This window comes from Allobosea lupini (assembly GCF_900109525.1).
Classification (GTDB): Bacteria; Pseudomonadota; Alphaproteobacteria; order Rhizobiales; family Beijerinckiaceae; genus Allobosea; species Allobosea lupini.
In genome coordinates this window covers 363,832-379,171 of the sequence record NZ_FOAN01000001.1, presented here as the reverse complement: position 1 = coordinate 379,171, position 15,340 = coordinate 363,832, and the positions used below count along the sequence as shown (strand labels likewise).

Annotated in this window: 16 protein-coding genes; 3 read left to right on the top strand and 13 right to left on the bottom strand. The window is 67.0% G+C overall.

Features of this window, described 5'->3' with window-relative positions; all coding sequences use genetic code 11:
• The first annotated feature begins 15 nt into the window (after positions 1 to 15).
• Positions 16 to 216 carry a hypothetical protein gene (locus BMZ21_RS01860; RefSeq protein ID WP_091829211.1) on the top strand — a complete coding sequence of 67 codons (201 nt, stop codon included), beginning with the start codon at positions 16 to 18 and terminating at the stop codon, positions 214 to 216.
• A 7-nt stretch (positions 217 to 223) separates the two neighbouring features.
• Here the strand turns inward: BMZ21_RS01860 and BMZ21_RS01855 are convergent, their stop codons facing one another.
• The 5 genes from BMZ21_RS01855 to BMZ21_RS01835 form a co-directional block, all read right to left on the bottom strand.
• The gene (locus BMZ21_RS01855) at positions 224 to 1,357 is read right to left on the bottom strand and encodes a glycosyltransferase (RefSeq protein ID WP_091829209.1); all 1,134 of its coding nucleotides are present in this window, start codon (positions 1,355 to 1,357) and stop codon (positions 224 to 226) included.
• Between the two features lie 105 nt (positions 1,358 to 1,462).
• Complete coding sequence (locus BMZ21_RS01850; protein WP_244543653.1) at positions 1,463 to 2,845, bottom strand: MATE family efflux transporter; 1,383 nt, start codon at positions 2,843 to 2,845, stop codon at positions 1,463 to 1,465.
• Positions 2,842 to 3,360, bottom strand: coding sequence for a winged helix-turn-helix transcriptional regulator (locus BMZ21_RS01845; protein ID WP_091829207.1), 519 nt, complete (start codon positions 3,358 to 3,360; stop codon positions 2,842 to 2,844). Before BMZ21_RS01845 ends, BMZ21_RS01850 begins: the two co-directional genes overlap by 4 nt.
• Positions 3,361 to 3,583: 223 nt before the next feature.
• Positions 3,584 to 4,993 (bottom strand): type I glutamate--ammonia ligase, encoded by a 1,410-nt coding sequence (gene glnA / locus BMZ21_RS01840; RefSeq protein ID WP_091829205.1) that lies wholly within the window; start codon positions 4,991 to 4,993, stop codon positions 3,584 to 3,586.
• 96 nt (positions 4,994 to 5,089) lie between these two features.
• Positions 5,090 to 5,428 (bottom strand): P-II family nitrogen regulator, encoded by a 339-nt coding sequence (locus tag BMZ21_RS01835; protein WP_057192756.1) that lies wholly within the window; start codon positions 5,426 to 5,428, stop codon positions 5,090 to 5,092.
• A 289-nt stretch (positions 5,429 to 5,717) separates the two neighbouring features.
• On the opposite strand from BMZ21_RS01835, the gene BMZ21_RS01830 reads away from it, so the two are divergent.
• Positions 5,718 to 7,232, top strand: coding sequence for an NAD(P)H-hydrate dehydratase (locus BMZ21_RS01830; RefSeq protein ID WP_091830480.1), 1,515 nt, complete (start codon positions 5,718 to 5,720; stop codon positions 7,230 to 7,232).
• Positions 7,233 to 7,299: 67 nt separating this feature from the next.
• Here BMZ21_RS01830 and BMZ21_RS01825 read toward each other — a convergent pair whose 3' ends face one another.
• Positions 7,300 to 7,863 (bottom strand): PRC-barrel domain-containing protein, encoded by a 564-nt coding sequence (locus tag BMZ21_RS01825; RefSeq protein WP_143079631.1) that lies wholly within the window; start codon positions 7,861 to 7,863, stop codon positions 7,300 to 7,302.
• A gap of 192 nt (positions 7,864 to 8,055) precedes the next feature.
• On the opposite strand from BMZ21_RS01825, the gene BMZ21_RS01820 reads away from it, so the two are divergent.
• Positions 8,056 to 8,319, top strand: coding sequence for a hypothetical protein (locus BMZ21_RS01820; RefSeq protein WP_091829199.1), 264 nt, complete (start codon positions 8,056 to 8,058; stop codon positions 8,317 to 8,319).
• A 423-nt stretch (positions 8,320 to 8,742) separates the two neighbouring features.
• Here the strand turns inward: BMZ21_RS01820 and BMZ21_RS01815 are convergent, their stop codons facing one another.
• Genes BMZ21_RS01815 through BMZ21_RS01790 form a run of 7 tightly spaced genes read right to left on the bottom strand, consistent with a single transcriptional unit; the run spans position 8,743 to position 15,337 of the window.
• Complete coding sequence (locus BMZ21_RS01815; RefSeq protein WP_143079630.1) at positions 8,743 to 9,171, bottom strand: hypothetical protein; 429 nt, start codon at positions 9,169 to 9,171, stop codon at positions 8,743 to 8,745.
• Positions 9,168 to 9,416: a hypothetical protein gene (locus BMZ21_RS01810; RefSeq protein ID WP_091829195.1), complete on the bottom strand. Its 249-nt coding sequence runs from the start codon at positions 9,414 to 9,416 to the stop codon at positions 9,168 to 9,170. Before BMZ21_RS01810 ends, BMZ21_RS01815 begins: the two co-directional genes overlap by 4 nt.
• Positions 9,413 to 10,285 carry a glycoside hydrolase family 19 protein gene (locus BMZ21_RS01805; protein WP_091829193.1) on the bottom strand — a complete coding sequence of 291 codons (873 nt, stop codon included), beginning with the start codon at positions 10,283 to 10,285 and terminating at the stop codon, positions 9,413 to 9,415. Before BMZ21_RS01805 ends, BMZ21_RS01810 begins: the two co-directional genes overlap by 4 nt.
• Positions 10,286 to 10,288: 3 nt before the next feature.
• The gene (locus tag BMZ21_RS30180; RefSeq protein WP_167561490.1) at positions 10,289 to 10,456 is read right to left on the bottom strand and encodes a hypothetical protein; all 168 of its coding nucleotides are present in this window, start codon (positions 10,454 to 10,456) and stop codon (positions 10,289 to 10,291) included.
• Entirely contained in the window at positions 10,456 to 12,147 is a 1,692-nt protein-coding gene (locus BMZ21_RS01800; RefSeq protein ID WP_143079629.1) for a hypothetical protein, read from the bottom strand. Before BMZ21_RS01800 ends, BMZ21_RS30180 begins: the two co-directional genes overlap by 1 nt.
• A gap of 2 nt (positions 12,148 to 12,149) precedes the next feature.
• Positions 12,150 to 12,797, bottom strand: a complete 648-nt coding sequence (locus BMZ21_RS01795; protein WP_091829189.1) for a hypothetical protein — start codon at positions 12,795 to 12,797, stop codon at positions 12,150 to 12,152.
• Positions 12,798 to 12,853: 56 nt separating this feature from the next.
• Positions 12,854 to 15,337 (bottom strand): hypothetical protein, encoded by a 2,484-nt coding sequence (locus BMZ21_RS01790; RefSeq protein ID WP_091829187.1) that lies wholly within the window; start codon positions 15,335 to 15,337, stop codon positions 12,854 to 12,856.
• Positions 15,338 to 15,340: the final 3 nt, after the last annotated feature.

Genomic DNA, 15,340 nt, shown 5'->3' with positions numbered 1-15,340 from the left:
AGGGGGGAAGGTCTCGTGGCGTCGCGTTCCGCTGTACCCAAGATCCGTATTGCCGGCCTCGAGCGGGCCGCGCGTTTTGCCGGCGAGGCCTTCGCTTACGAGGAACTCTCCAGCGTAGAGACGCGGCACGATGCCGAGAGCGCGCAGCTGCGACGGCTCTGGTGGGGCGCCGCCATCGTCGCGCTGATCGGTCTGGCGATCGTCGCGCTGCGCTGAGCGTATTTCAGGCAGGCGCCTTCAAGCCGTCATAGAAGCTGATATGGGCGAGGGCGGCCTCACTCCATAACTTGGCGAGATCGACGCCGATCGCCTCGGCCTTGCGGGCCTGGGCGGCGAGGATCGCCTCGGCGAAGCGCTCGGGCGTGGCGTCTGTCGGGCAGAGCACGGTCGCCGGATTGTCGATCTTCGCCTTCAACGCGGGCGCAAGCGCGAACTCGTCCTGCCGCTCCGGTTCGGTCGAGACCAGCGGGATCGCGAGCTGGCTGACCGCCTGGAAGCTGCCGCGCCGCGTGCTGATCCCGTCGGTGAAAGGCAGCAGGAAGACATCGGCGGCCGAGAGCGTCGCCATCAGCTCGCTCTCGTCGTCGATCCGGCCGCGGAAATCGAGCCAGTCGGAGACGCCGAGCTCGCTGGCGAGCGCAAGGAAGGCTTCGCGATCTCCAGGTTTGTCCCAGAGGAAATCGCCGCAGATCAGCAGGCGCGCCTTGACGCCGCGCTGGTGCAGCGCCTGCGTCGTGCGCAGCAGGACATCGGGCCGCTTGCTGGCATAGAGCACGCCGAAATAGCCGATAACGACATCGGCTTCGCTTGCGCCGCTGCCGCGCAGCTTCACCCGTTCCGCCGCGACCCGCTCGGGATCGATCCGGGCCGGCATGATGTTGGGGCCGATCGGGATGACCGGCGCCGCCTGCTTCTTCGCCGCGCCGACCAATGGCGTCGTCAGGAAGCCCTCGCGCTGCTGCGGCGAGACGAGGACGAAGCCGTCGCAGGCGAGGATGTCCGGTACCATCGAGAGATAGCGCAGGCGATTGAGCGAGGCCCATTCGTGCAGGGTGATGGCGATGCGGCCCTTGCGGGTCATCAACCGCGCCGCCATCAGCGCCGAGCCCGGCACGACGCTGTTGCCCCAGCCCTCAATCGGCATCTGGAAATGCACGATGCGGTCGCGGCGCAATTCCTCGGCGATGGCGCCGATGAAGGCGGCCGGACGTTCCGGCTCGATCGTCCGGATCGCGACGAGGCCCGGGCGCAGCGCATTGACGGCGCCGGCGAGCCGATAGGCGTAGTCCATCACCGCGCAGGTGACGGGCTTGGCCGAGCCGAAGATGACGACGGAGGGGGCGGGGGCAGCGGGCATCGGCGGCAATCTACAGCATGGGCGGGTGGCCCACCTTCGCACCGCTTTGCTAAGCTTCGGTTGAGCGCCGGCCCCAGCACAAGGGATTGCGCGGCGCCCCCCGGATCAGGACACCGGCCTGAACCAGGTCCCGTTCGCGACCGCGGCGAGCATGATGCACCCGAAGCAGAGAAGAGCCGCCGCCAGCGCCGCAAAGAGCCCGGTGAGCCCTCCGCCGGACGCGAGTGCCAGCGAGCCGATCCCCAATGCGATGGTCATGCGGACACCGCCCGCGATCAACGGCCAACGCAACTGGCCGGCACCCTGCGAGGCGAAATAGAGCGACAGGCCGAGGCCGAAGAAACCATAGGCGGGCCCGACGATCCGCAGATAGAGGCTTCCGGTCGCGGTCGCGGCAGGATCGGTCGTGAAAAGCCCGATCCAGGCCGCCGGCCATGCCGCGGCGGCCAGCCCGATCGCTTCCGTCAGCGCAAAGGCGATGGCTCCGCCCGTCAGCGCGATCCGCAGTGCGCGGTCCTGGCGGCCCGCGCCGATATTGGTGCCGACCAGCGCGACGAGCGGGGCGCCGAGCCCGAAGACGAGCGGGATCAGCAGGTATTCGAGCCGTGCGCCTGTCCCGAAACCGGCAACGGCGCCGACGCCCGCCGCACCCGCGACCAGAGCTGTGGCGGTCGCGATCGTCAGATTGGTCATCAGCGACGTCACCGAGCCTACAGCGCCGACGCGCAGGATCGACCAGAACAGCGGCCAGCGCAGCGGCACCCAGCGGAAATGCGCGAGGTTCCTGCCAGAGAGCACGTACCAGGCCAGTGCGGCCGCTCCGCCCGCATAGAACAGAACGAGCGCGGTGCCCGCTCCCGCGATGCCCAATGCGGGCACCGGCCCCCAGCCGAAGATCAGCAGTGGTGAAAGCGGGATCAGCAGCGCGACGCCGACGATGGTGACCAGCGCCGGGACAAGCATGTTCCCGGTACCGCGGATGACGCTCGCCAGGCCGTTCATCAGCCAGAGCAGCAGGTTTCCCGCGAAGACGACATCAGAATAGGCGAGGGCGGCATCAAGCTCGCCGGAGGTCGCGCCGAGTGCCCGATAGATCGGCCGCCCCCAGACCAGCATGACCGCCGAGAAGACCAGTCCGAGCAGCAGGTTGATCACGACGGCATGGAGCACGAGCGCGTCGGCTTCCTCGCGCTGGCCGGCGCCGAGGGCCCGGGCCACGGCCGAGGAGATGCCGCCTCCCATCGCGCCGGCGGAAATCATCTGCATCAGCATTGCCGCCGGGAAGACCAAAGCCATTCCCGCAAGCGCCTCGGTGCCGAGATGCGAGACCCACCATGTCTCGATCAGGCCCGTCGAGGCCTGGGCGAGCATGATCAGCATGTTGGGCCAAGCGAGACGCAGCAGCGTCGGGACGATCGGGTCGTTGAGCAAACGCAGCGTGCGCGCGCTGTGGATGGCGTTTCCGGGCGCCGCCTCGGTCGTGGTCACGAACGGCTCTCCGCCTCGTGCCGGACGCGCGCCGCTGCGATCAACGCCTGGCGCGCAAGACCGCGACTGCCCAGTGCCGGGCCGGGCCTGGTCTCGAAGATCGGGTCGGCGAGCGACTTGCCGCTGACGCTGTCGACGAGGATCGGCTCGGCGGCCAGGCCCGTCGTCCGATCGACGATGAGCATGCTCGGCCCCTCCGGCGCAAAGTGCCGGTTCCCCCAGGCGAGTAGCGCCTGCACCACCTCGCGGAAATCGCGGCCGCGTTCGGTCAGGACGTAATCGTACCGCCGCGGACGCTCGCTATAGGCGCGCTTCTCCACCAAGCCGCCGTCGACCAGTCCTGCCAGCCGTCGCGCCAGCATGTTGGGCGCGATCCCCAAGCTGCGCTCGAACTCGTCGAAGCGGGTCAACCCTTGCAGGGCATCGCGCAGGATCAGGATGCTCCACCACTCGCCGACGCGGTCGAGGCCGCGGGCGATCGGGCAGGACATCGCGGCGAAGGGGGTCCGTTTCATGGGTCGTCTCGATTGACTTGCATCATGCAAGTTACAGATGCGACTTGCATGATGCAAGCTACCTTGAGCGGCGCCATGCGAAGAGCGCCGAACGCCCTGTTGGGAGGCCGGACGCTGGACATGAAAAAACCGGGGCGTTTCCGCCCCGGTTCGAAGGTGGACTGCGGATCGCCGCAGCCAGGAGGAAATCCTGTCCGGACCCGAAGCCCGGCCGGAAACCTGCTCAGTAGGAATAGTACATCGTGAACTCGACCGGGTGCGGCGTCATCTCGAAGCGCGCCACGTCCTGCATCTTGAGCTCGATATAGCTCTCGATGAAGTCGTCGGTGAAGACGCCGCCGGCCTTGAGGAAAGCGTTGTCCTTCTTCAGTGAATCCAGCGCCTCGCGCAGCGAGCCGCAGACGGTCGGGATCTTCTTCAGCTCGCGCGGCGGCAGGTCGTAGAGATCCTTGTCCATCGCCGGGCCCGGATCGATCTTGTTGAGGATGCCGTCGAGGCCGGCCATCGTCAGCGCGGCGAAGGCGAGATAGGGGTTCGCCATCGGATCGGGGAAGCGAACCTCGACGCGCTTGGCCTTCGGCGAAGTCGTCCACGGGATACGGCAGGAGGCCGAGCGGTTGCGCGCCGAATAGGCGAGCAGCACCGGCGCCTCATAGCCCGGGACCAGGCGCTTGTAGGAGTTGGTCGACGGGTTGGTGAAGGCGTTCAGCGCCTTGGCATGCTTGATGACGCCCCCGATGAACCACAGGCACTCCTGCGACAGGTCGGCGTACTTGTTGCCGGCGAAGAGGGGCTTGCCACCCTTCCAGATCGACAGGTGGACGTGCATGCCCGAGCCGTTGTCGCCATAGACCGGCTTGGGCATGAAGGTCGCGGTCTTGCCGTAGCTCTGGGCGACATTGTGGATGGCGTACTTATAGACCTGCATCTGGTCCGCCATATGCGTCAGCGTGTCGAACTTCATGCCGAGTTCGTGCTGGGCCGAGGCGACCTCGTGGTGGTGCTTCTCGACCTTGACGCCCATCGCCGCCATGGCAGCGAGCATCTCGCCGCGCATGTCCTGCGCCGAATCCTGCGGCGGAACCGGGAAGTAGCCGCCCTTGATCGCGATGCGGTGGCCGAGATTGCCGCCTTCGTACTCGGTCTGGCCGTTGATCGGCAGCTCGACGCTGTCGAGCTTGAAGCCGGTGTTGTACGGGTCGGCCGAGAACTTTACGTCGTCGAAAACGAAGAACTCAGCTTCGGGGCCGACATAGACGGTGTCGCCGATGCCGGTCGACTTGAGGTACGCCTCGGCCTTCTTGGCCATGCCGCGCGGGTCGCGGCTGTAGGGTTCGCCGGTGGCCGGCTCGAGCACGTCGCAGTTGATGACCATGGTCGAGGCCGAGAAGAACGGGTCGATGCAGGCCGTCGTCGGGTCGGGCATCAGCAGCATGTCGGACTCGTTGATCGCCTTCCAGCCGGCGATCGAGGAGCCGTCGAACATCGTGCCCTCGGCGAAAATCTCCTCGTCGATCATCGAGACGTCGAAGGTGACGTGCTGCCACTTGCCGCGCGGATCGGTGAAGCGGAAGTCGACGTATTTGACGTCATTGTCCTTGATCGCCTTCAGGACCTCTTTGGCGTTCTTCATCTCACGACTTCCTTTGTCGACTGCTAGGGTCTCACGACAGACGCTGCCCGCGGGGCTCCGCTGGCGCACGCATTCCTTGGGGGATGGGACAAATCCTCAGATCGCGTCCGCGCCGGACTCGCCGGTGCGGATGCGGATCGCCCCCTCCACGCTCGATACAAAAATCTTGCCATCGCCGATGCGGCCGGTCTGGGCCGCCTTCTTGATCGCCTCGATCGCCCGCTCGACCATGTCGTCGGCCAGCACGATCTCGATCTTCACCTTCGGCAGGAAGTCGACCACGTATTCGGCGCCGCGATAGAGCTCAGTATGACCCTTCTGGCGGCCGAAACCCTTCGCCTCGAGCACCGTGATGCCCTGGAGGCCGACCTCCTGCAGCGCCTCCTTCACCTCGTCGAGCTTGAAGGGCTTGATGATCGCTTCGATCTTCTTCATGCGCCGACCGACCTCCTTGGCGTGACCTTCGACCACTGTACGCAGCCTTTTTCCGTTCTGACCATGGCGGCCGGTCCGGATCAACCTCGGCGCGTCCAGCAAAACCCCGCCTGTGCTGCTCATAGCATCGGCGCCGTCCGGCCGCCATGACGCCCCCCAGGGCAAACCGCCTCTTGAAGAGGCGAAAAACCGTCCAAAAAATATGCAGATGCTTATCTTGGGTGCAAACAAGGAAATTGCCTGCATCCTTGCCTCGGCGCCTGTGCCGGCAGACAATCCTCGGATGACGATGGCTGCCGATCTCTCGCCCCTCGCTTTGCTCAGCGTCGCCGAGATGGCGGCGGCGGACGCGGCGACGATCGCGACCGGTACGCCGGGCATCGTCCTGATGGAAAGGGCGGGCAAGGCGGTCGCCGATGCGGTGACGCGGCGCATCCGCCCCGGTCAGAGCGTCCTCGTGCTGTGTGGCCCCGGCAACAATGGCGGCGATGGTTTCGTCGCGGGCCGGCTGCTGGCCGAGCGCGGCTGCCGGGTCACGCTAGCGCTCGCCGCTGACCCCACCGCCTTGACGGGCGATGCGGCGCTGGCGGCGCAGGGCTGGACGGGCCCCGTCGCGGCAGTCGGTGAAATCGACCCGGCCAGGCATGACCTCGTGGTCGACGCCCTGTTCGGCGCCGGGCTCAGCCGTGCGATCTCCGGCGAGCTCGCGGCGCTTGTCGAGCAGGTCAACGCCGCAGGCAAACCCGTCGTTTGCGTCGACGTGCCGAGCGGTGTCCACGGCGATACCGGGCTCGCGGACGGCCCCGTCATCCGCGCTGCCGAGACCGTGACCTTTTTCCGGCTGAAACCCGGCCATCTGCTCCAACCGGGTCGATCGCTCTGCGGTGTCGTCACCCTGGCCGATATCGGCATCCGGGCCGAGACCATCTTCGCGCCGGGCAGGATCACGACATCGACCTTCCGCAATGCGCCAGGCCTCTGGCGCACGCGATGGCCGGACCATGACCCCGGCGTCCACAAATATGCCCGCGGTGCTGTTGCAGTCGCTGCGGGCGGATTGTCCGGTGTCGGGGCGCCGCGGCTTGGTGCTCGTGCGGCGCTGCGCGTCGGCGCAGGGCTCGCGACGATCATCTGCCGGCCGGAGGCGCTGGCGGCGCATGCCGCGCGCGGCCCCGATGCCTTGATGCAACGCGCGGCGGCCGACCCCGCAGCCTTCGAGGCGATGCTATCAGGAGGCAAGGTCGACGCGCTGCTGATCGGGCCGGCTCTCGGCCTCGACGATGAAGCGCGATCCTGGGTGGCGGCAGCCTTGCGCGGCGGCCATCCCTGCGTCTTCGATGCCGATGCGCTGACTCACATCGGCGCGCAGCGGCCGGCCTTCCCCGATCTGCTGCAGCAGCGCCCAGGGCCGGCGGTGCTGACGCCGCATGAGGGCGAGTTCAAGCGCCTCGTCGCCGATGCCGCGGGCTTCGACCCCGAACGCGGCAAGCTCGAGCGGGCGCGTCGCGCTGCCGGGCTGATGGGAGCAGTCGTTGTCCTCAAGGGGCCGGATACGGTCATCGCCGCGCCCGATGGGCGCGCCGCGATCAACAACACCGGTTCTTCCGCCCTGGCGACCGCCGGCTCAGGTGACGTCCTCGGCGGAATCGTCGCCGGCCTGCTGGCGCAAAAGATGCCGGCGTTCGAGGCGGCCTGCGCCGCCGTATGGCTGCATGGGCGGGCTGGCGAGACGAGCGGCATGGGCTTGATCGCCGACGACCTGCCTGAGGCGCTCCCCGGCTTGCTGGCAGAGGTCGAGGACTGAGGTGCTCGGCAAACAAAAGGCCCGCCCCTTTCAGGGCGGGCCTCCAGTGAGCGTTGCCAGCGCGTGCTTAGCGAGCGGCGTAGGTCACGGCCGGAGCGGACGTCAGCTGCTCCTTGGTCATCGTGATCTTGCCGTGGTCGGGATACATCTCCGGGCCCTTTTTGGCTGCCGGCTGCGCGTTCATCGCCGTGCTGCCGCCAGTTCCGGTCCCGCCGGCCGGGGCGGGAGCCGGCGTAACCATCGGCTCCTCGCTCCACTGCACCTGCTCGAACGGGATGGCGACATCCTTGGTGCCGATGCCGAGGAAGCCGCCGACGCCGACCGTGACAAGCTCGATCTTGCCGGCCTTGTCGAACACGACCTCTGTGACGTCGCCGACCTTCTTGTTGTCGGGACCGTAGATGTCGACGCCCATCAGCTTCGACGCCCGCCATTTGCCCTGGCCGGCGAGGTTGTTCTCGGGAGCCTTGGCGGTTTCGGCCGCCGGCGCCGGGGTGGCCGGCGCGCTCGTCGCGGGCGCGGTCGGCTGCGGGCTCGGCGGCTGGTTCGAGGGCGCGCTGGTCTGCGCGACCGCAGCGGTGGCAAGCATGACGCCGCCGATAGCCGTCAATGCAACGTGACGCTTGTACATCGTATTTCCTCCTATCATGTCCGCATGTGCGGAATGATCGAACAACGCGGAAAAGGCGTTTTGGTTCGCGTATGGGGAGCATGCGCCTTTCGTTTGACGGAGGCGGAACCCCGCGACGCCTGTCGGCTTAGCGCTTCGGTAAGGCCTGTGCGCTTTGCTGACGGCCCGCCACGTGGCTCGGAGCCTGACAGGATGCGCAGGAATTTCACGCTTCTGAGCCTCGCTGCCCTCGGTATGATCGCGACGACACTGCCCGCCGCGGCCTTCTGGGAGCGCTCGCAATGGCGCGTCTGCTCCGAGGGGACGACGGCAGCCGACTACCAGCGCTGGCGCTGTTGGGAACTCGACGCCTATGGCGGAGCGATCGCGCCGTCGGGAGGCCAGTCCTTCGGTGGAAGGGCGCTGCGGCAACCGCGGGGGAAGCTGCCGGGCGGCATCGTCGAACTTCTGGGCTAAAGACGGCAGGGCCGGCGGCTTTGCCGATCCAAATAACGACGTCGGGCGCTTAACCTGGCCTCATGCTGGCGGCATGCTCCGGAGGATTCCACTGGGGACTCCACATCAAGCATCACCTGGACTGGCTTTCTGAAATGCTGGAGTAGGCCGCGTGAAGCAGCGGTTCAGTCGCGACCGATGCCGGGGAATCGCGCTTCCCGACCAGCAAAATGCTTCCCAAAACACAGATTGGGAAGCAATCTGGAAAACGCTACTTATAAAAAATCAAGCCAAACTATTGATTTTGTTGGTGAGCGGGGAGGGGATCGAACCCTCGACCACATGATTAAAAGTGTGGTTTTCGGTCAATACTTTCAATGACTTAGGAACGGCTGCCGTGCGACTTCCTGCTCTATTCATGTGTCTGTCGTATGACTTTCGACACTATGGAGCACGGGGCAGCGGCTGGATCAAGACCCGGTCTAGAAGCGTTTCGATCCGCGCGTTCGATCGTACCAGATTGCGCACGTCGCCCGCGATCTCGACTGTTTTGGCACGATCATCTGCCGCAGCCTTGCGAGCATCCTTGGCCTCGACCTCGACCGCATCGAGGCGCCGCTCCAGCCGCGTGATAGCCTGCGCCGTGCGCTCGTCCGCAGCCCGCGTATCTGCCCAGAAGCCTAGCGCTTGGCCGCCCAAGGCGACGCCGATCCCGAGCAGGACCGAGATCAGCGATGGCACCAGTCGATCGAGAAATTTGCCGTCCGATGCCACCCGCATCTCACCGCCTCGGTCGCGTCCAGCAGCCCGCCGCGACGCCGCCTTCAAAGATTTCGTCGACATGGGAACGCTCGACGGCCCGCGCCAGTTCATTCCCTAGCGCTCGGCACTGCCCTGACACATTGGCCGGCCGTACGGTCCCAGAGCATCCCGCGAGCATAGCAGTCGCGCACGCGAGCGCGAGCAGCCGAGGCAGCGTCCGCAACATCGCGGTTCTCCTGATTGTAGGTCTCAGTCGCTTGCGAGACCTTGTTCTGCGACGCCACGTCGACGAGCCACCAGAGCGCTAGAAAAATGACGCCGAGCCCGGCGAGATAGATCCCAGCGCGCAGGCTCACGCCGCGACCTTCCGGTTGATGGTGACGCGGCCGGTGAGCAGCAGCCAGGCGCCGACGCCACCCGCGATTAGGATCAGCGCCAGGGCGGCGAGCGCCCACGGGTTGCTGATGCCGGCAACCAGCGTCGAGCAGGCCCCGGCTCCGGTCGCGACCGCGACGGTGCCGATGCTGCCGGAGCGCGACGGCGGCACGTCATCGGGCTCGGCAGCGGCCGGCGCGACATCGGCCGGCACCTCGGCCGCCTCGGCCGCCTCGATCGCGTCGAGGAAGCTCTTCCAGTAGCCCGCGATCAGCTTCGCCTTGTCGCCGCCGCCGTTGACGATCGCGCGGGCGCCGACGACGTTCGTTCCGCTCGGCCTGAAATAGTCACTCAACCGCTCAGGCCGCGACAGTTCCTTGCTGTAGCGGAACAGCCCGTCGCGCATGCCGACCACGGCGACGCGCGCGCTCACTTTCGGATCGAGCGCCCGGTCACGGTTCTTGACGAGATCGACACCGATCGCGCGCCCGAGCTTGCGGTAGTTCTCTTCATGCGAAAGCTGGATATCGCCACGCCCGAACCAGCCATCGCGCCAGTAGGGCGCCTTGACCTTGCCGAGCTGGCCGGCCGCCCAGGCCTTGTCGAGCCGGGCAACGGCCTGCGCATCGCTCTCGGCGAAGCCTTCGCGCACCGGCTGCATGCGCCCGCCGGTCTCGTGGAAAACGCTGGCGAGCACATAGGCGACCTGGCGGCGATCGGTGACGCCCTCAGCAAGGCAGGCCGCGAGCAGGCGCTCGCAGCCGGAGACCTGTGCCGTCGACAACCTGCCGCCGAACGGAGCACGCCGGAGATAGGCGAACAGGGTTGTGCGGTTGAGTTGCCGCGTCATCGCTCAAGCCTCTTTGGGAAGGGGGCGAATGACGCCCTGCGCCGCGAGCAGGCTCCGCTTGGCGACACTGGACAGGAGGCCGAGGCGCCAGCGCCGCCGCTCGCGCGAGAACCGCTCGGCCTCGCTCTTCGCAAAGGCCACCGGGTCGAACCGCTTGACGTATTTTTCCATCAGATCATCACGCTCCAGATTGAGGCGCGCCGCAGCGCCAGTGTCCCGACACCGCCAGCGGTGAGAACGCGATTGCCGGACCCGTCCGACTGGCCGTCGCCGGCATAGGCGATCGAGCCGTCGCGAGCCGCGATGGCGTTGATCTCGGCCGTCGTCATCGGCATCAGCTGTCGCCAGGTCACCGTGGCGGCCTTGAAGATAAATTTCGTGCCGAAGCTGCCGAGGAACGTTGTGTCGAGCACCTGAATATTGGCGCCGAGCGAGGCGTTGGTGCCGACGCCATTGACGACGATCCCGTTCGGATTGTTGCCCCCCATCTCCTGCAGCACGTTTTCGGAGATGATGCCGTTCTGCCCCGCCGAGACACGTATATGCGACGCGCCCGCCGCGCAGAGCGAGCGCGTCGTGTTGCGGCAGATGCTGAAATCGGTCAGCCAGACCCCGCCGCCGGGCCGTTCCAGAATGTTGATCGCGCCGAGATAGCTCGCGCCGGTATAGAGGTTCGAGAACTCGTTCCCCGAAATGTCGAACATGGCGCCAGCGCCGAGCCCAGGGTCCGGATCGACCGAGGCGACGTAGACGCCGTTGTAGAAACTCTCCTCAATCGTGTTATCGACGATCTTGAGGAAGCCGGCCGCATGGTTGGCGATCTCGACCTTGACGCCATACTGCGCCCCGACGATCTCGTTCTGCGCGACGATCGTGTAACCGTGGCGCAGGTTGATGCAGGAGGTCTGCGCCGCCGTCGCCTTGCCGAAGAAATAGTTGTTCGTGATATGGCCGGCGCCTGATTCGATCCCTGTCGAGGCGCTGTAGATCGCGTCAGCGACCCAGTTGCCGAAATAGCAGCCGCGCACGATGTGCCAGCTAGCGTCGAGCATATAGATGCCGCGATGGAACTCATTGAACGCGACATTCTCGACACGGGCATTGGCCATGTTGGCGCCAGTGCCAATCAGCTGGATCGCCGCTCCGCCCGTCGGCGAGCGGAACGCCGGCATTACGTTGACCTGAAAGTCGCGGAAGATTGACGGATAGATCGACCGGGCGATGAACGCGGACGGATTGGCGAAATTGCACAAGAATTGCGTGCAATTGCTGTTCGACTGCGATGCTTCGCCAGGGCCGGCGCCGGTCCCGATCCCGTAGACGTGCATCGGCACGGTCTCGTCGATCGCCGATCCCATCAGGAACTGGCCCATCGGGCCTAAGAGCGGGCGGCCGGCGGAATATTTCACCCCTGCGCGGATGCCGGGCGAGGCGTCGGCCGACGCATCCCGCTTGCAGCCGAACTGCAGCAGGTTCGCGCGCTCGTCGACCAGCTCCCAACGCACCGTGTTGGCGTTGGAGCGGAACTGCCAGGCCTCTAGGGTGCCGGTGTCGGCGACCCGCTTGTAGATGCCGTGCCCGCCGTCGCCAATCGCGCCGAAGCCGCCGATCGACAACCAGGCGACGACCACGGGAACGGCCGCCGCCGCCGCAAGCACGCGCGACCCGAACGTCGCCGGCACGATCAGAGCTTCCAGAGCCTGCACGTCTGACAAGCGGGCCATCACGTCGCCGCCGGGCACGCCGCCCCGCTGCATGTGGAGCCGGCCGGTGTCCAGGTTGTGGATCGGCTCGCCGTCCGGCCCGGCATAGCTCGTCGCGAACGCATTGTTACCGCGCATGAACCGACGTGGTACCCGCATGATCATTCGCTCCAGTCATAGCCAGGGGTGGCGGGGTCGCTCTCAAGGGCGAAATCGAACAGGTTGGCGCCAAGCATCGCGGCATAGGTCGCCGCATCAGCGGCATAGCCTTGCGCCGTGCTACTGAAGCCCGAAGCCGCCTCGACGGCGCCCTGCGCCTGCTCGACCAGATCGGCGGCTTCATCGGCGCTAAGCAGGCGCGCCTCGTGGTCGGCGAGGGTGGCCTGCACAACCACCAGCTCGTCGCCGATGACCTCGACCGCACCGACATCGCGGCGCAGCTCCTGCAAAGTCACCGTGACCTTGTCGAGCTCAAGCTCAAGTGGGGAAGACCGAACGCTGCCGCCGAGCGTCACCGAGGTTTCGCGCTTCGCCAGCCGCGCGCCCTTGTAGCGCACCACGTCGCCGGCCGAGCGGCCGACGCTCAGGGAGAGCCGCGCCCCGCCAGGTATTGCCAGTTGGCTGACCGTGAAATCGACGCCGAACAGGAGCAGCGGGCCGAAGACCGTCTCGCCAACCGGCTTGATACGAACCTGCAGGTCGGCCCCGTCGAAGACGATGAAGGGAACGTCGAAATTGACCTGCCCCTCGGTCGCGGTGGCATCGTATGGACCACGGGTCGTCTGCGGGATTGGAAACTGCTGCGACATCGCCTCGCCCTGTCGAACGGGCGCAGAATGCAGCCGCCTTCAGCAGGTCAAATGTGTCAGGGCGCGAGATCGCCTGCGACGTTGCCCAGCTCGGGCGCGCGGGCCGGGCCGAGATCGCCCGGCCGCCACCAATAGCCCTGATCGTATTCCCGCCGGGTGCGCCGCTCCATGTCGCGGAAGCGCCGGTGCGCGTCGGGATCGGCAATGAACTGCAGCTGGTCCATGAAGACGCGGTTCCAGCCGGCGCGCGCATAGAACAGCGAGGAGGCGACCGGCGTATAGCGCCGGGCAAGCCCGACGACATCCTTGCCGGTCTCGGTGTCGTCGCCCTTCGCGACCTTCTGGACATTGCCGAGCGTCGCCTTGGTCACGTCGGTGACCAGGCCGAAGGTCGGCCCGGCCATCGCCGTCAACACGTCCTGGCCGAACCGGTTCTGGTCGGCGAAGAGGAAATCGCCATAGAGGCCGAAGCCGCCGCCGGTCTTGATCGCGCCCATCCAGAAGCGGGCATCATCCATCGGCTGCGGGTCCTTGCCGTTGGCGATCTGGCGCAATTGCGAGGCGAGCGCCCCGCCCATGGTCAGACCGAAGAGCAGGCTGCCGGCATAGCGGGCGCCAGCGGCGCGGCCGAAGCCGCCCATCTCGCGGCCGACCGCCTCAAGCTGCAGCATGGTGAGCGAGAGGCCAAAAGCCTTGAACTGCATGAAGCTGTCGACGAACTCGCCGGTCACCGTGCCCTTGGCCGTGCCGGCGCGGGCATAGGCGCGCATCCGTTTCGTGCCGGACGGAACGGCGCGTTCGGTCTCGCCCATGATCGCCTCAAGCCAGCGCTCGCCGACAGCACGATCGGCCGCCATCACGTCGACCGGGCGCAGTACGCCGGCCGAGCGCGGCGGCTTGTGCGGCTCGGCCGCGCGGATCACATCCCAGCCGGCGCTGTCGATGCCGTAGCCTTCCAGCATGCGGCGGAAGCGCGGGTCGATCGCGTCGAAGGCCTTGCCGGCCTCATCGGCGGCGAAGGCCTGCATTTCCATGCCGAAAAGATGCTTGCGCGCCTGCGTCCAGGGCGAGAGGCCCGACAGGGTCAAGGTCCGGTCTGCCAGCCAGTTCGTCCAGACCGGGCCGCCGAGCGAGCCGGCATAGCGCGCTTCCTTGCCCATGACGTGCATGGCGTCTTCCAGCATCAGCCCGGAACGGATCGCCTCGGCCCGCGACGCGCCGGTGAAGGTCTTGACCACGCTGGCGAGGTAATTCGTCGTCGGCAGGCCCGACAGGCGCTTGGCGGCGTTGGCGACGAACGGATCGGTCGCGACCGCCGTCACCGAGGCCGAGCCGAGCAGGGCGCTGGTCAGCGCCGAGCGCACCGCCGCGAAACCCATGGCGAGCCGGCCCGAGACCGGCTCATTGCCGCGAATTTCCTGCCAGAGCGCATCGACCCGGTAGTCGATCAGCCCGGCCTTGGTCTCGACGTCCTTCGGCCCCCCGCGCCAGAGCGAGGCCTCGCCGGTCGTGAGCTTGGCGCGCTCGACCTTGGCCCATTGCTTCAGCCATTCGACCGTCGCGCCGGGGTTCGGGCCGAGGATTTCCATGGCGGCGATGTCGCGCGCCATGCCGCGTACATGGCTCATCATCGCCGCGAACGGATCGCCTTGGCCGAAATCGGCGGCATAGGCCAGCCAGTCATCCGGCGACTTGAAGATCAGGAAGCGATGCTCGCTGCGCTGATTGCGCAGTGCCGAGCCGAGCGCGACGCCCTTGGGCTCGATATCGATCTCGCCATTGGTGACGATCCGCTCGAAAGCCCGGTCAAGCGCTTCGTCAAGCCGCTCGGCGCCGAGCCGTTCGCCGGTCAGCGGGTCGCGCATCCGGTCAAGATCGAGACGCGGCCGGATCGCGGATTTCCACTCATCGCGGCCGACCGAGAGCAGCGCCCGCGCATCATGCGACTGCGGCAAACCCCAGCCGTCGAGCTTGCCAATCGCGCCGCCCGCGCCATTGAAGCGCTGGCGCAAATCCTCGGCCACCTCGGCGAAAACCTCGGCCATGCGCTTTGCCGCCGGGTTCTTCGTATCCTCGCCGAACAGCTCGCGAACCACCTGCTCGAGTTGTGGCTGATTGCGGCGCCGGCCGAGCACGGCCGAGCGATCGAAGGTCGCAAGCGCCTCTTCCATGCGGGCATGCGCGGCGCCGACGATAGCCTTGGTCCGGCCCTCGACCGAGGAATAGCCATGGAAGCCGAAATGCTCGAACAGGCCGAGCACGCCCTCCATGATGTCGGCCTCGCCCTTGGCGGTGCGATAGGCGACGACATCGGCGACGACGCGGGCGCGCACCGCCTCGGTCAGGGCGACGATGCGCCTGGCCTCGACCGCCTCGGCCCGCATCTCCTGTTCCAGGGCCACCTTGGCCGCCGCAGCCGCACCCGGCGCCTGGCCGCGCTCACGCTGCAGCTGGTCGAAGCGGCGCAGCAGGGCGCGGCTTTCCGCTTCGCTGATCTCGCCGCCGGCCACCGCCGTCGCCAGGCAATCCGCCAGAGCCATGGC

What these genes read in the sequence shown, in the direction of transcription:
- BMZ21_RS01820 (WP_091829199.1), top strand. Translation starts at nt 8,056, where the DNA reads ATGCGCAGGAATTTCACGCTTCTGAGCCTCGCTGCCCTCGGTATGATC.
- BMZ21_RS30180 (WP_167561490.1), bottom strand. Translation starts at nt 10,456, where the DNA reads ATGGAAAAATACGTCAAGCGGTTCGACCCGGTGGCCTTTGCGAAGAGC.
- BMZ21_RS01845 (WP_091829207.1), bottom strand. Translation starts at nt 3,360, where the DNA reads ATGAAACGGACCCCCTTCGCCGCGATGTCCTGCCCGATCGCCCGCGGC.
- BMZ21_RS01855 (WP_091829209.1), bottom strand. Translation starts at nt 1,357, where the DNA reads ATGCCCGCTGCCCCCGCCCCCTCCGTCGTCATCTTCGGCTCGGCCAAG.
- BMZ21_RS01815 (WP_143079630.1), bottom strand. Translation starts at nt 9,171, where the DNA reads ATGAACTGGCGCGGGCCGTCGAGCGTTCCCATGTCGACGAAATCTTTG.
- BMZ21_RS01795 (WP_091829189.1), bottom strand. Translation starts at nt 12,797, where the DNA reads ATGTCGCAGCAGTTTCCAATCCCGCAGACGACCCGTGGTCCATACGAT.
- BMZ21_RS01790 (WP_091829187.1), bottom strand. Translation starts at nt 15,337, where the DNA reads ATGGCTCTGGCGGATTGCCTGGCGACGGCGGTGGCCGGCGGCGAGATC.
- BMZ21_RS01800 (WP_143079629.1), bottom strand. Translation starts at nt 12,147, where the DNA reads ATGCGGGTACCACGTCGGTTCATGCGCGGTAACAATGCGTTCGCGACG.
- BMZ21_RS01835 (WP_057192756.1), bottom strand. Translation starts at nt 5,428, where the DNA reads ATGAAGAAGATCGAAGCGATCATCAAGCCCTTCAAGCTCGACGAGGTG.
- BMZ21_RS01825 (WP_143079631.1), bottom strand. Translation starts at nt 7,863, where the DNA reads ATGTACAAGCGTCACGTTGCATTGACGGCTATCGGCGGCGTCATGCTT.
- BMZ21_RS01805 (WP_091829193.1), bottom strand. Translation starts at nt 10,285, where the DNA reads ATGACGCGGCAACTCAACCGCACAACCCTGTTCGCCTATCTCCGGCGT.
- glnA (WP_091829205.1), bottom strand. Translation starts at nt 4,993, where the DNA reads ATGAAGAACGCCAAAGAGGTCCTGAAGGCGATCAAGGACAATGACGTC.
- BMZ21_RS01830 (WP_091830480.1), top strand. Translation starts at nt 5,718, where the DNA reads ATGGCTGCCGATCTCTCGCCCCTCGCTTTGCTCAGCGTCGCCGAGATG.